General features: G+C 72.4%; 12 protein-coding genes and 1 pseudogene. 4 read left to right on the top strand and 9 right to left on the bottom strand.

The window, feature by feature from the left end:
• Positions 1–58: 58 nt before the first annotated feature.
• From OG580_RS05475 to OG580_RS05435, 9 genes and pseudogenes are all read right to left on the bottom strand, one after another.
• Positions 59–3,178 carry an adenylate/guanylate cyclase domain-containing protein gene (locus tag OG580_RS05475; protein ID WP_267042504.1) on the bottom strand — a complete coding sequence of 1,040 codons (3,120 nt, stop codon included), beginning with the start codon at positions 3,176–3,178 and terminating at the stop codon, positions 59–61.
• A 127-nt stretch (positions 3,179–3,305) separates the two neighbouring features.
• On the bottom strand, positions 3,306–4,895 hold the full coding sequence (locus OG580_RS05470; RefSeq protein WP_267042503.1) for an MFS transporter: 1,590 nt from the start codon (positions 4,893–4,895) through the stop codon (positions 3,306–3,308).
• Positions 4,892–5,590 carry an iron-containing redox enzyme family protein gene (locus OG580_RS05465; protein ID WP_267042502.1) on the bottom strand — a complete coding sequence of 233 codons (699 nt, stop codon included), beginning with the start codon at positions 5,588–5,590 and terminating at the stop codon, positions 4,892–4,894. Before OG580_RS05465 ends, OG580_RS05470 begins: the two co-directional genes overlap by 4 nt.
• A 2-nt stretch (positions 5,591–5,592) precedes the next feature.
• On the bottom strand, positions 5,593–6,627 hold the full coding sequence (locus OG580_RS05460; RefSeq protein ID WP_267042501.1) for a radical SAM protein: 1,035 nt from the start codon (positions 6,625–6,627) through the stop codon (positions 5,593–5,595).
• On the bottom strand, positions 6,602–7,702 hold the full coding sequence (locus tag OG580_RS05455) for an SPASM domain-containing protein (protein ID WP_267042500.1): 1,101 nt from the start codon (positions 7,700–7,702) through the stop codon (positions 6,602–6,604). Before OG580_RS05455 ends, OG580_RS05460 begins: the two co-directional genes overlap by 26 nt.
• 4 nt (positions 7,703–7,706) lie before the next feature.
• Positions 7,707–8,339: a GAF domain-containing protein gene (locus tag OG580_RS05450; RefSeq protein ID WP_267042499.1), complete on the bottom strand. Its 633-nt coding sequence runs from the start codon at positions 8,337–8,339 to the stop codon at positions 7,707–7,709.
• Entirely contained in the window at positions 8,320–9,261 is a 942-nt protein-coding gene (locus OG580_RS05445; RefSeq protein WP_267042498.1) for a S8 family serine peptidase, read from the bottom strand. The genes OG580_RS05450 and OG580_RS05445 overlap by 20 nt, the downstream gene beginning before the upstream one ends.
• Before the next feature lie 305 nt (positions 9,262–9,566).
• A pseudogene (locus OG580_RS05440) lies at positions 9,567–9,671 on the bottom strand (IS5/IS1182 family transposase); the annotation flags it as partial.
• 326 nt (positions 9,672–9,997) lie between these two features.
• Positions 9,998–11,095: an AI-2E family transporter gene (locus OG580_RS05435; RefSeq protein ID WP_267042497.1), complete on the bottom strand. Its 1,098-nt coding sequence runs from the start codon at positions 11,093–11,095 to the stop codon at positions 9,998–10,000.
• Positions 11,096–11,364: 269 nt separating this feature from the next.
• On the opposite strand from OG580_RS05435, the gene OG580_RS05430 reads away from it, so the two are divergent.
• From OG580_RS05430 to OG580_RS05415, 4 genes are all read left to right on the top strand, one after another.
• Positions 11,365–12,672, top strand: a complete 1,308-nt coding sequence (locus OG580_RS05430; protein ID WP_267042496.1) for a hypothetical protein — start codon at positions 11,365–11,367, stop codon at positions 12,670–12,672.
• A gap of 179 nt (positions 12,673–12,851) precedes the next feature.
• Entirely contained in the window at positions 12,852–13,181 is a 330-nt protein-coding gene (locus OG580_RS05425) for a carboxymuconolactone decarboxylase family protein (RefSeq protein WP_267042495.1), read from the top strand.
• 140 nt (positions 13,182–13,321) lie between these two features.
• Positions 13,322–13,882: a potassium channel family protein gene (locus OG580_RS05420; RefSeq protein ID WP_267042494.1), complete on the top strand. Its 561-nt coding sequence runs from the start codon at positions 13,322–13,324 to the stop codon at positions 13,880–13,882.
• Between the two features lie 216 nt (positions 13,883–14,098).
• Complete coding sequence (locus tag OG580_RS05415; protein ID WP_267042493.1) at positions 14,099–14,248, top strand: SCO1431 family membrane protein; 150 nt, start codon at positions 14,099–14,101, stop codon at positions 14,246–14,248.
• Positions 14,249–14,327: the final 79 nt, after the last annotated feature.

Raw genomic sequence — 14,327 nt, 5'->3', positions numbered from 1 at the left:
CTGCTTTCTCGGAGTTCCCTCGCGGGGTACGGGTCGTGCGGTGGGGCGGTGCGTACCGCTACGCCTGCGGGGCGCGTACGCCCAGGTCCTGTTTGGCTTCGATCGCCCGCTGGAGCGCGGTCAACGCCCGCCCGGCCACCGGGAGGTCGGTACGGCGGGCGAGGACGGCGCTGAAGAGCAGCGGTGTGATCACCGCGCCGCTGCCGCGCACCGTGCCCAGATGGCGGACCACGGCGTCCAGGTGCGTCGCGGCCGGCTCCGGGTCACCGGCCCGCAACGCCCGTACGGCGCGGGCCTGCAGGGCGACGGTGTACTCCGCCCAGGCCTCGGGGGGTGGAAGGGGCATCTCGTCGAGCGCGGGCCCGCCCCCCGCGCCGCCGGACCGTCCTTCACCGGACGCCTCCCGGGCCAGCTCGGCCTGGAGGCAGGACAGCGACGCCTGGCGGACCATGCCGAGGGCGGCGCAGCGATCGCCCTGGGCGGTCCACCAGTCGGCCGCGGCACCCCAGTCGCCGGACCGGGCCGCCAGGACGGCACGCCAGCCCGCGATGGTCGCGGCCCCGGTGCCCTGGCCCAGATCGCGCAGCACCTCCTCGGCCCCGTCCATCGCGGAGTCGGCCGCCGCCCGGTCGCCGGACATGTGGCGCACCAGCGCCAGCGCGACGCCGGTTGCCGAGCTCAGCAGCCGGGAACCGGCGACCTCCTGATGCAGCCGCTCGCAGTCGGCGAGTGCGGCGGGGACCGGGGTGTCGCCGTTGACCAGGGCCATCGCCAGGTTGGCGTACACCTCGGTCAGGCCCAGGCAGGTCCCGGCGCCGTCGGCTGACTGCAGCGCGGAGCGCAGCGCCCGCTCGGCGGCGGGGTGGTCGCCCGCCCGCAGGGACTGGAGCCCGGCGTACAGGTGTGCCCCGACCCGGGCCTCGGGCTCCGGGGAGGCGACCGCGGCGAGGTAGTGCGGATCGTCCGGTACGGCGGGCGCGTCGCCGGTCAGATAGGTGCGGGAGTACAGCGAGTTGAGGCGGGCGTGGATCCGGGCGGCCGGGGCGGCCCGGCCCGGGTCCGACAGCACGCGCTCGACGCGTTCGAGGGCGGCCTGCGGCATTCCCTGAGTGCCGAGGGCATACGCCTCAAGGACGTCCAGGCCGTAGGCCTGCGCGCGGTCCGCCTCCGCCAGCGTGCGGGCGCGTCCGGTGAGCGTCAGCACCAGTTCGGGTCGCCCACGGGAGAGGGCGAAGCGGGCGGCGACGCCGAATGCGGTCACGGCGGACTCCGCGGCCCGGGCCGTCCGGTCGGAGCCGGGCTCCACCCCGCGCAACGCGGTGTGCGCCGCCTCCCAGTGCCCGGCCAGCAACTCGGCGACAGCGGGGCGCCGTTCGGCCAACGGTTCCAGGGAGCGCGCGAGCCTGGCGTGTACGTCGGCGGTCTCGGAGAGCGTCAGCCGCCGCAGTGCCACCTCGGCCACGACCGGAAAGGCCGGGGCCAGACGGCCCTTGTGGGCGTCGGCGGACTCCACAAGACCGGCTTCGAGGAGGCAGGCCGCGGCCGCGGCGACCCTGTCGGGGGCCATCAGGGCGCCCAGGTCCTCCAGGGACAGGTCCCGGCCGGCGGCGGCGAGCAGCACCAGGAGTTCCCGGGAGTCGGTGTCCAGCCGGTCCAGCCGGGCACCGAGCGCGGCATGGGCGCTGGGTGGCGCCCAGTCGTCGCCGGGCTGGGCGAAGCGGCTCAGGACGACCATCTGCTCGATGTACCGGGGGATGCCGCCGGCCCGTGAGGCGATCTCCTCGGCGGCGGAGTCGGGGGCGAGGAGGGCGGCAGGGGCCGGGTCATGTCCAGGGGCCCCGGTGCCGGTGGACCGGGAGCGGTCGGCGGCGGTCGGGTCGTGCTGCGCGGTGAGCAGCCGGTGGGCCAGCCGCCGCGCGTCGGGCCGTCCGAGTGGTGGCACGGTGAGCCGGTGGCCGCCCCGGTCGGCCAGCGCCTCGGGGGCCGAGACCCCGACCAGCAGCACCACGACCGGCCGCCCCGGTGCGGCGGTCAGCTCGTCGAGCAGGTCGGCCAGTGCGCCGGGGGTCCACTCGCTGTGCTCGACCACCAGAAGCAGGGGCCGCGCGCCGCGCAGACGGTCCAATGCCGCGGTGAGCGAACGGCCCAGCTCGCCGCGGTCCTGGGCCAGGGCCTGCTCGGCGCGAGTGGAGGCGCCGGTCAGCTGCACCGTCACGTCCACCCTGTCGTGGCCCTGCCGTGCGGCGTTCTCGATCTCCTCCAGGAACAGACAGCAGGCCAGCAGGTCGAGTCCGGTCCCGGCGGGCGGGCAGCGCAGGATGGCTGTGGCCAGGCCGGTGCAGTGGTCGAGCGCCTCGGTGACCAGGCGGGACTTGCCCACCCCGGAGGGGCCCCCGACCAGGATCAGGGTCGGGCCGGTGGCAGTGGCGGCCGCGCCGATACGGGCGGCCAGCTCGCCGACCAGGTCGGTCCTTCCGACGGTGCCCGTGCCGGGGGCCTGGGTGTCGGCCTTGCCGACGATCCAGGCCGGGACGGACCGGGCGAAGCCCTTGGCGGTGATCGGTTCGATCGCGCGCAGCGGGAAGTGGTCCTGCAGTTGGAGCCGGGTGGCCAGGTCCACGATCACCCCGTCGTCGGGGGCGTGCTCCTGGAGCCGGGCCGCCCGGTTGAGCACCGAGCCGATGACGAAGCTCGACGTCCGCCCGCTGACCGCGACATGACCGGAGGCGACCGCGCAGCGCACCGGGAAGTCGCCCCGCAGGAGCTCGCCCAAGCCGCGCGCGTACTCGCCGGTGCGGTGCGCGATGGCGGTGGCGGCGGAGACGGCGGTGGCGGCGGCCGACTCGCCGTGCCCCTCGACGCCGAACACGGCGACGACCGCGTCGCCGATGAACTTCTCCACCTTGCCGCCGTAACCCTCCACCAGCGAGCCGACCAGGGAGAAGTAGCCGTCCAGGACGGCCGCCCACCGGTCGGGTTCGAGTGAGGTGGCCAACCCGGTGGAGCCGACCACGTCGCAGAAGACGACGGAGACGAAGCGCAGGCCGCTGGCGGGAGTGACGGGTAGGCCGATCTCCACCCCGCAGGCCATGCAGAAGCGGGCCGCCGACGGGTTGTCCACACCACAACCGGTGCACCGGCTCGCGGTGGTTACGATGGGACCGGTGGGCTTGCTCATGCTGTCCTCCCCGTTCACTGAGCGGCAATCGGGTGGTTCACGACGCTTGCCTCGTCGTGAACCACCCGGTCTGTGCTACGGCCCAGACGTCACCGGTCCGGGGCCGATCCCCTGACGAGGGCCGGCACTACCAGAGGTAGCCACCGCTGGGGTCGGAGAGCGAGTGGCCCTCCACGTCCGAACCTGCGGCCTCGACCCGGGACTTGACGCTCAGCAGGACGTTGACCTCGTCCTCGGTGAGGGACTTGAGCACCGCCTGCTGGGCGTCGTTGGCGTCGTTCAGGGAGAAACCGGCTTCGGCCAGCTTGTCGATCTTGTCTGCCATGGTGATCTCCTCGGTTGACGAGCCTGTGCGTTTCACGCACGGGGCTCTGGTTTCCCGGTGCGGTGCACCGGAGTTCAGGGGGGCCGGGCCGGGCGTCGGCTCCTCGGCCAGGCCGGCACCGTCGTCCGCGTCGTCCGCGTCGTCCGCGTCGTCCGCGTCGGACGGAGCGGTGGGCGGCGGTGCGGTGGGCGGTACGCCGCCGAGTCGGACGGCGACCACGACAGCGGTGAGCAGGAGGGCGGCACCCGCCAGCAGCAGGAGGCTTCCGAGCCCGATCCACACGACCAGGGCCGCCGCCAGCACGGGGGCCAGTACGTTCAGTACGGCCGGCACGGAATTCATGAGCGCCCATACCCGGCCGGTCAGTTCGACCGGCGTCTCGGAATGTACGACGCTGGGAAAAGTGACGAGAATTCCGGCGCTTGCGATTCCCAGAAGGAAAATTACACACAGCCATACGGCGGAGTCAATACGCAATTCATGGACAATGGCGAATCCGATGGCGACGATGATGCAGCCGATTGCCAGGATCGACCCCGCCATGGTGAGGAAAGGCCGAAGGCGCGCGGCGAACTTGCCCATGAGCAGCGAACCTGTGACCCCGCCCAATCCGACGGCGGACACCATGTAGCCGATGTAGGACGTACCCATTCCCAGTGCCGGCACGATCAGTGCGGCCATGGAGTCGTAAAGGAAGACGACGAACATCAGGCTGCACATGACGAGCAGAAGGGAACGCAGAAGACGTGATCCGAAAACGTGCTGGAATCCTTCCCCCAGTTCTTTGAAGTAATGCAGATCTGCACTCCGGGAAGGTGACGACGTGGTGCGCAGGGCACGGGCGGCGATCACCCCGACGAGAAACGTGCACGCGTTGGCCGCGAACACCGCCCGGGGCGACATGAAGGCGACCAGCAGACCACCGAGCGCGGGCCCGAGGATCTTGACCGACTGCATCGCCGTCTGGAGCAGCACGGTGGCGGCCTGGACACCGTCGGGCGGCACCGAGACCCGCAACTGGATCTGGCCCGCGAGCCCGCCGACCGAGCCCAGCGCCGAACGGACCAGCACCAGCCCGGCCGCCCAGTACACCCCGGGGGCGACCACCAGGCCCAGGGTGAGCCCCGCCTGTACGAGGTCGGTGAGGATCAGCACCCGGCGCGACTGCCGACGGTCCACCAGCACCGCCAGGAACGGGGTCGCCAGCAGCGGCAGCATGCTCGCGGCCACCACCAGCGCCAGATCGCCCGCGCCGCCGTGCCAGACCGTGGTGACCAGCACCAGCAGTGCCACCTGGTCCAGCCAGTCGCCCAGACCGGAGACCACCGCGCTGGTGTACAGCAGCCGGAAGTCGCGGCCCGCCAGCGGGCCCGGAACCCGCACGCGGCTCATCCGGCCAGGGCCACCGGGGAGCGCCGGTGGACCCGGCCGAGTACGTCCTCCATCACCTCGATCAGCCCCCTCATGGAGTGCAGCGCGCTCACGCCGAGCAGTTCCTCCTGCGCCGGGTCGAGCGGCAGCCGGTCGATCAGCCGGTGCACGTCGTCGCGGTGCTGCACGTCCAGCTGGGCGTGTCGGGCGATGGTGCGGAACGACGCCTCCGGCAGCCCGGTCCGGACGGCCAGGTCATCGGCCAGCCCGGGACCGGGCGGGTTGCCCTCCAGTACCGCGATGTGCCCCACGAGTGCCACCGGATGCGCATGGCGCAGCCAGTAGTACTGCGAGCCGACCAGCGAGGCGACGGCCGCCCCGGGCAGCGTCGTGCGCAGCGTCTCGGGATCACCCCCGGCCACCACGTAGTCCTCGGCCACCCACTGGTCGTGCCCGTACTCCTCACGGATGTGCTTGGCCAGGTAGCGGCCCACCAGGTCGGCCACCGGGTCGTCCTGACGGGCGGTGCACTGCTCGACGGCCGCCAGCATCAGCGGCACCGTGGCCCGGATCGTCCCGTGCAGCGTCCTGAGCCACTCCAGGTACACCTGGTCGCTGCGCGGATGGGTCCACATCTGCCGGGACGCGGCGTCCACCGCCGGCATCAGCAGCCCGATCTTGCGGCGCAGCGCTTGCGACCTCGTCTGCTCCTCCACCGTCAACCGCCTTCCCTCAGGGCCACGCCCAGTGCTGTCACGGAGTCCGCGGCCCTCCCCGGGCGGCCGGCGATGTCGTACGCCTTCCAGCAACCGCCGCAGACGTTCTCGAAGCGTTCCTCGCGCAGGGCCTCGAAGCCGGGCAGGTCGGCCGCCGCCCCCGGGCCGAGGCGCCCCATCACCCGCAGCAGCGGATCCTCCCGGAAGCCGGTCAGCGCCTGCGCCACGCCCTCGGGCCGCCGGGTCGGGGCACGCAGCGCGGCCGGCCCGTGACCGGTGATCAGCCCCTCGTTGCAGCAGGGGATCACCACCCCGTCGTAGCGGACCGTGGGCGAGCCGAGCAGGGTGCACGCCGAGAACGCCCCCACCTCGTGCCGGCGCTGGAGGGCGAAGACCCCCGAGCCCCGCCCGTACCGCAGGGGGGTGATCAGCTTGGTCTCCGCCTCGTCGGCCCACCGCGGGCCGAGCGCCTCCAGCAGCAGTTCCTCGGCCACCCGCGCGCCGTCGCCCGTGTCCAGTTCCTGGACGACGATGCGGCAGCCCGCCTGGTGGGCCGCGCGCAGTGCGCCGACGAACCGGTTGTTGGACACACCGCCCTGGTGGAAGCCGTCCGTGCTCAGGAAGAGCGTGGAGATCCGCGGCAGCAGCCGCCGTACCCAGCCGGGCGCGGAGCCGCTCTCGCGCGCCCAGTACCCGCTGGTGAAGACGACGGTCTCCAGCCCGGCGTCGGCGAACACCCCGATCGCGTACGGCAGCGCCCGCTGCTCGGCGAAGGGCTCGCCGCCGGAGACCGCCACCGACCGTAGGCCGGGCAGCGCGACGATGCCGGCGACGACGTCGTGGAAGACCTCCCAGTCGGCGACCCTGCCGCCGTCCGCGCGGGCGTCCACCGAGCAGTGCGCGCAGCCGACCGGGCACTGGTCGGTGATGTACAGCAGGACCGACTCACCGCGACGGTGGCGCATCGCCTCGGTGTCCGCCAGCGTGGGGCGGCTGCGGACCGCCTCGGTGTCAGCGCGCGGAGGACGACTGTTCACGGTCCGCCTCCCATCCCAGGGACACCAGGCCGCCATAGCGGCCGGAGCGGCGCTCCGAGAAGGCGGTCCCGTCCACCTGCTCGACCATGCGGCGGGCGGCGGCCTCCACCTGTCGCCCGGATTCGCTGCGCAGGTACTCCGTCACCTGCCGTTCGGCCGCGGCGTCGCCGGACAGCGCGACGCAGTTGCCGCACATGCCCTTGTCGCACGGTCCGTCCGAGAACCGGGCGGCCACGAAGCTGGGTCCGAGCACGCGCAGCGCCCGGTACAGCTCACGCTGCAGGAACTTCTCGCGCAGCTCGGGCCATGACTGGCGGGACGCGTGGCCGACGATCAGGTGCTCCGGCATGCGCCGCTCCACCAGGTCCTGGTTACAGCAGGCGTAGACGGTGCCGTCGTAGGTGACCAGCGGCCAGGTGATCCGGTCGCACGGGTCGACGGGCGCGACCGGGACGCCGGAGGAGGGCGTGGGAGTCAGCCCGCCGAGCTGGCGGCCACGGCCGATCGGACTCAAGGTGCCTACCAGGATGGGTACTTGGTCGTCGAACTCGCGGCGCACATCGTCGATCAGGCCCTGGAGGTAGGGATCGTCGTCCCCCCGCCCGGTGAGCTGGAAGCTCACCTGCGGCACCAGCTCGCGTATGCGGTGCATCGCCCGGAAGACGTCGGCCCGGCTCACCTCGCGTTCGTGGAACTCGTCGAGGCTGGCCGCGAAGTGGTCCACCTCGCGGATCGCCGCGGACACCGGGGCGGGCAGCCGCCGGTCCTCCCGGGCGAACCACATGCCCGACAGCACGTACGAACGGGTGCCCACGGCCCGGGCGGTGCGGGCGAGGTCGGCGACGAGCGCGGCCCGCAGCAGCGCCTCGCCGCCGGACATCAGCAGCAGGTCCGGTCGGGTCTCGTGGTCGAAGGACTCCACGAGCCGACGGAACGGCGTCTCGGGATGCTGTTCGCTGGTACTGGAGGAGTCGGTGGAGCAGTGGGCGCACGACAGCGGGCAGCGGCGGGTCAAGGCCAGATAGAGGCCGGCGGCGGGCTTGTTGCGGATGGCGCCTATTTCCAGCAGATGCACGGGATCACCCCCTTCTCGATGACAGGGCGCTGGCGATCTCCTCGAGCGAGGCGAGCGTCCGCGCGGCATTCGGGTCGTCGGTGCTGGCCAGGTCGGCCACCAGGGTGGTCAGCCGTGCGGCGGCCGCCGCGTGCCGTCCGGCGGGGCCGGGCGGCGGGCCCGCCAGAACCAGGGCCGCCGCGCACTGGCGCGCCAGCTCCGAGACCAACTCCAGGCCGGAGGTCGTGCTGCGCGGGCCCAGCACCGGGTCGAGCACCTCCAGGACGCCGAAGACGGACCCGTCGGTGTCCAGCGGCGCGGCGATGATGGCCTTCGGTATCCGGCCGGTGGAGGCCGCGAAGTCCCGGTTGAACTGCGGGTGGTTGTCGAGGTTGTCGGCGATCACCGCCTCCCCGCTCTGGAAGACCCACCCGGCTATGCCGCTGTAGTCGGGGATGGTCCAGCCCACCAGGCTGTCCTCCTGGGGGTCGGAGATCGCCTCCAGGACGAGTGCCTCGCCCGCCGCGTCGTGCAGGAAGACCGACGAGGCGGGAGCGCCGAAGACAAGCCGGGCCAGCCGTACGGTCGAGCGCAACACCTCGTCGCGCCGGGACAGCGGAGGGCCGCTGAGAGGGGCGTCATACGCCGGATTCGTCATGGCCGGCTCCTTCGGCGGATGAGGTGGATGGGGTGGATGAGGCGGATGAGGCGGATGGGGTGGGCGAGACGGGTACGCCGGAAGCGGTGACAGGAGTGGGGGCGCGGGGTGGGTCGGACGCGTCGGTGAAGTTGTCCGAGAGGGAGGCGAGAACGTGCTTGACCTCGCTCACCGGAAGATGCGGGTGCTTCCCGAGGATGCGGGCCACGAATCCGGTGACATGCGGGGTCGCGAAGCTGTTCCCGGAGAGGAACGAACGGCCGCCGCCCATCCAGGGGACCTCGATTCCGACACCGGCCGCGAAGAATTCGACCGGGGGCTGCGGACTGACCTCGATGCGCTCCGCGTCGGCGACCTCGTGCGACCCGACGGAAATCACCGAGGGAAAGATCCAGGGATAGCTGCGGACCGGGCTGTTGTGCGCCGAGGCCACGATCGCCACCCGGTTGAAGTACGCCTCGTCCGCGATGTCGTGCAGCGAGGCCTTGAAGTCGCCCTTGCGTGACGAGAGGCTGAGGTTGACGACGTGGAAGCGCTCCGCCACCGCCCAGCGCAGGGCGGCCAGCAGCATGTTGCCGTCGCCCGCGAGCCGCGGCCCGAGGACGCGTACGCTGGTCAGGCTCACGTCCGGCGCGATCCGCCGGATGATCGCCGCGCACGCGGTGCCGTGGCCGGCGGCGTCGCCCTCGTCGTCCGGGACGATCCGGTAGCTGGGCCGGCCGTCGCCCGCGGCGTCCTGCTCGATGCGTTCCACCGCGTACGACCCCTCCAGGGGCCCGATCTCGGGATGGTCCGGCGTGACTCCGCTGTCGATGACGCAGATCCGGATTCCCGCCCCGCGCGACCCGCCCCAGGCCCATTCCCGGTCCACCGCCGTGGAGGCCGCCACGGATGACCGGTCGACGAGTTCCCCGGCATTCATGTGGGCGAATCGGATCGTCGCCCGACGAAACGCTGTAGTGGTCAATGGAGCCTTCCGGTCACTTGTGGCTCTCTCGTATGGCGCGGTAGCGAACCGTCGGACGTGCCGACGGTCCCGCCGTCGAACAGCTGAGCGGCGCCCGCGGACCGATTCTGTACGAGGTTCCGGGCCCTCGGACATCCCAGTTGTCTGGGGTGCTTTCCGGCTGGAACTGCCCCTCGTGGCGGGGAAACTGACAGTTCTCTGCGTTGTCGGTCGGCTTGCCCAGGGAGAGAGGGGGAGGGGTGCCGTGGGTTCGCGTGGTCGGCCTTGTCGAACTTCGGCGGCCGGCCTCCATGGGAGCCGCACGTCGTGCGGTGGGCGATCTGGTCGCGCGTCTCCGGGATCGTGTGGCGGATACCGCGCTTGCGTCGGCAGGAGAGGTTCGCGCGGAGCCGTAGGCCCTGTCGGCACGAACCGTGTCCGGCCGGGCGCGCGGGCGGCCCGGTCCGAGCCGGGGCACCCGGATACGGCCCGGACCAACGGGCTCGGTGTACGCGATCGGCTCGGTCCTGCCGGGCACGTCGTGCCCGCGATGACGCACGCGTTGCGCCCGAGATCCGCTGAGCCGGGTCCCCGAGCCGGCTCAGCTACGGGTGGCCACCCTGCTACCGACGCTCTTCGGACAGCCCGACACCGACGCGGTCCAGGCCTGCCTGACGCGTCACTGGTTCACCCGCCTCGCGGACGGTCTGCATCATCGCCTTCGGGCGTAGCGCCGGCCCCGCGTGCGCAGCTCCTCGACGACTCCGACGCCCGCGGCGGAGAGCGGGACGGCGAGGAGGGCTCCCAGTACGCCGGCGATGCCGGCGCCTGCCGCCACGGACAGCATCACGGTGGCCGGGTGCAGGGACACCGTGCGGCTCTGGATGGCCGGTTGCAGGAAGTTCCCCTCGATGGCCTGTACGACCAGGACGACAAGCAGCGCCCACAGCGCCGTGGACGTCCCGCCGTGGGCCAGAGCGACCAGTACGGACACGAGGCCGGACAGGAACGCGCCCACGAAGGGGATGTAGGCGCCCATGAAGACGAGGGCGGCCAGCCCGGCGGCCCCGGGAACGTCGAGGATCAGCAGCCCGACGAAGATGAGCAGGGAGTCGATCAGCGCGACGAGGGTGGTGCCGCGCATGTAGCCGGCCAGCGAGGCATAGGCGCGCCGTGCGATGGCCACCGCGGTGTCGGCCTGGCCGCCGGGGACCAGATGGCGTACGAAGGCCTCGCCGCGGTTGCCGTCGCGCAGGAAGAGGAAGAGGAAGAGGAAGACGAGGGCGAGGGCGAGGGCGAGGACCAGAGTCGCGAGGGCCTGCGTCGCCAGGCTCAGCCCTGCCACGAGCCCCGACGCCGCGGAGCTTGCGACTTCGGCGCCCGCGTCGGACATGCCGTTGACCGCGCTCTGCAGCTTGTCGCCCACCGGGCCGAGGTGCTCGGCGAGTTCGTCCCCTGCTTCGGCGAGACCGTCGGCGATCTCCCCGGCGCTCTCCGTGAGGGAATGGATGACGCCGACGAGCGCGCCGCACACCAGCACGACGAGGCCGGCACAGGTGAGCCCGGAGGCGAGTGCGCGAGAGGCCCCGCGCTTCATCAGCCATGGCATCAGCGGCTGGAGCAGCGCGGTGCCCAGCAGGGCCAGGACGAAGGGCACCGTCGCGGCACGCAGGACGACGACGATCCAGATGATGAACGCTGCCACGCCGAGCGCCAACAGGACGGACGCCGACCAGGCCGCGGCCTTGCGGTTGGTGGGCGACAGTCCCGTGAACAAGCGGTCGCTGCCACTGTCGCGGCCCTGAGGCATGGCGCCACCACCCCTTCATCCCGGACTCACCGGGCAGCGAGTCCGGGGTCAGTACAGCGGCGGCCCGCCTCTCGGTCGTGCCGCCCTCGCCCGGACCTCCCCCTCTCGCAGTAACGCGCCTTGCGCGGTTGCCGCAGGGGAGCGTCTGTCGCGACGAGGGTCGAGGTGGCGGGACAGCCCGACCGGAGCAACCCAGCGTGCCGTCGTCGTCACTTTCCGTGTCAATGGAGGTTCGTAGCATTCTCGAAGCGACCGCCCGTAGGAGCGCCATGAATGACGCGGAGCCCTCGTCCGTACCGCCCCCGGGCGGGACGGCACCCGGCCACCCCAAGGGGGGCTCGCGTGCCGGGCGGATCGCGATGAGCACCGTCTCGGCGATCCTGATCACGCTCACCTGCATCCTGGTGCCGGTCTCCCTGCTCACGGTCTGGGTGCACGACATCGTGCTGGACACCGACCGATACGTCTCGACCGTCGCGCCGCTCGCGTCGGATCCGGCGATCGAGGCGGCCGCGGCCAACCGCATCACCGAGGCTGTCGACGTTCGGGTCGACGGCGCGGAGATCACCTCGGACGTCGCTGCCTGGCTGCAGGCGCAGGGCCTGCCCCCGCGGGCGGCGGCCGCGGTCAAGTCCCTGGGCCCGCAGCTGGAGTCGGCGATCCAGGGGGCGGTCTCCAAGGTGGCGACGCGTTTCGTGGAGGGCGACCGGTTCGAGGCGCTCTGGACGGAGGCCAACCGCGCTGCCCACAACGCGGTCGTGCACGCGCTGACCGGCGAGGGCCGGGGCGCGGTCGAGGTGAGCGAGGGCACCGTGACGCTGGACGTCGGCGCCGCGGTGGAGCGGGTCAAGCAGGACCTCGTGGAGGCCGGCATCTCCCCGGCCGAGAAGATTCCTGACGTCGACAAGCAGATGGTGTTGTTCCAGTCCGACAAGCTGGCCAAGATCCGAGGCGCCGTCGATCTGCTCGACACGGTCGGCAACTGGCTGCCGGTGATCACCGTGGTGCTCGGCGCGATCGGCGTGTTCCTCGCCCGGCGCCGCCGCCGGGCCCTGGTGACCACGATGCTCTGCGCGGCCTTCGCCTGCCTGGTCGTGGCCATCGGCCTCGTGATCGCCCGCCAGTACTACCTCGACCATCTGCCGGCGCAGGTGCAGTCCGAGGACGCCGCCGCCGCGATCTTCGACACGCTGCTGCGCTTCCTGCGCGTCAGCCTGCGCACGGCGATCGTCCTCGGCGTGGTCGTGGCGATCGGCGCCTACCTGTCCGGCGCAGGCCGGATGCCGCGTGCCCTACGCGGGTGGGCCGACCGCACGGCCGACTCCGCCGCGCGGTGGGGCGACACGCACGGGGTGCACACCGGGCGGGTCGGCACGTGGACGGACGCCCATCGGCGCTGGCTCATCCTGGGCGTGCTGCTGGTGCTGGCCCTCGCCTTCGCGCTGTGGAATCACCCGACGGTGCTGACCGTCCTCCTGCTGGTGCTCATCCTCCTCGTGGTGCTGGCCGTCCTCGCACTGCTGGCCGCGACCGGACGGGTCGGCAAGGCGGCAGCCGGGCACCCCGACGAGCGGTAGCACGGCCGCCGCGACACCGCCCGCCCGCCGATCGGGCGGAGGGCCCCGGTCGGCTCGCAGCGCGGTTCGAGAGGAGGGCACCTACGGTGGAGAGGTAGGGCGCTCGGCACGTGCGGCCCCGTTGTGGTCTGCCCCTGTCCGGCGTCCGCCACCCCGCGACTTCGGAAAGGCACATCGCCATGGCCACCGCCTCTGAAACGCCCGTCCTGGACACCCTCGCCGCCATGACCGTCGATTCGATCGAACGGTGCGGGCTGCCCGCGGACATGCTCATCCTCACCCGCATCGCCGCGCTCGCCGCCTCCGACGCACCGCCCATCTCCTACGCCGCCCACCTCGAACCGGCCATGCAGGCGGACCTGACGGCCGAAAGGCTGCAGGACGTCCTGGTCGCCATCGCCCCGATCGTGGGCACGGCCCGTGTCATGACGGCGGCCGGCAACATCGCCGCAGCCCTCGGCATCGCCATCGCCGTCGCGGAGGCCGAGATCGAAGCCGAAGGCTCATAGGGCGGTACGCCCCTGAGGCCGCCGGCCGGACTCCCCGGGTGCCTCCAGACCAGTGACATCCATGGTGCGCCTGCCACCCCGCGACGCGGGTCCCGACGGAGAGTGGCTGTCACGGGTCCGCGCGGCCGAAGGGGACTCAGGTGGACGGAAAGCCGAGCGGGCGTCGCCGGGAGATCGTGCTTGCGACCGTGCGCTCGCTCCTCATGACAGGCGCCCTCATCGCCGCCTACTACCTGCTGCCCCTCACTTCGGAGTTCACCGCCGGCACCGTCATCGCCCTCGTCGGCGGCCTCGCGGCGGTATCGCTGCTGCTGGCCTGGCAGGCCGCGGTGATCACCAGGTCTCCGCGGCCCCAACTGCGCGCCGTCGAGGCGGTGGCGACGGCGCTCCCGTTCTTCCTCCTGCTGTTCGCCGTCGTCTACTACCTCCTGGATGACAGTGCACCGGAGAGCTTCAGCGAACCCCTGTCGCGGACCGACGCGCTGTACTTCACCGTCACCGTCTTCACCACGGTCGGCTTCGGTGACATCAGCCCGCGCAGCGAGCCCGCGCGCCTGCTCGTCACGGGGAACATGTTGATCGACCTCGTACTGATCGGCGTGGCGGCCAAACTGCTGGTCGAGGCGGTCCAGCGGGGCCTGAGACAGCAGAGCCGGACGGCGACCGAGGGCGAGAACGGCGGAGAGACCCCCGCGCGGTAGGTGCGCCGCACGCGATTCCACGGAAGCCGGCACCGAGTCGGCACAGTGGTCTCCGGCACAGGAGGGGTCTGCTGCCTCTCCTTCCCGGACCGCCCCTCGCCCGCCCGGCGCAAGGCCCTCGCGGCCCTCGGCTGCGGCTGACCCGGCCGGGCGGCGCCGGGGGACGTGACCGACGTCTCTACCCCGGGGCCGCCCCCGTGCCGCAAGGTGGTGGCCATGACCGCAACCACCTACGCCCGCTTCCTCTCCCGCGCCCGGACGGGCGGCCCCCGGGACGGCGACGGCCCCAAGATCCTGGAACACGTGCTCGGCTGGACCCTGGTCGTCGTGCTCGCCGTGTTCGTCACCCGAGCGGGCCTCATGTGACGTCGACCGTGTGATCCGCCCGTACGAAACGGGCATACTCCCCGCGACCCGGCACCGCGCGCCCGCGCGCCCCGGCAGG

It is taken from the genome of Streptomyces sp. NBC_00094, assembly GCF_026343125.1.
GTDB lineage: Bacteria > Actinomycetota > Actinomycetes > Streptomycetales > Streptomycetaceae > Streptomyces.
The sequence above is the reverse complement of the archived record's forward strand: the minus strand, read 5'-3'. Positions and strand labels throughout refer to the sequence as shown.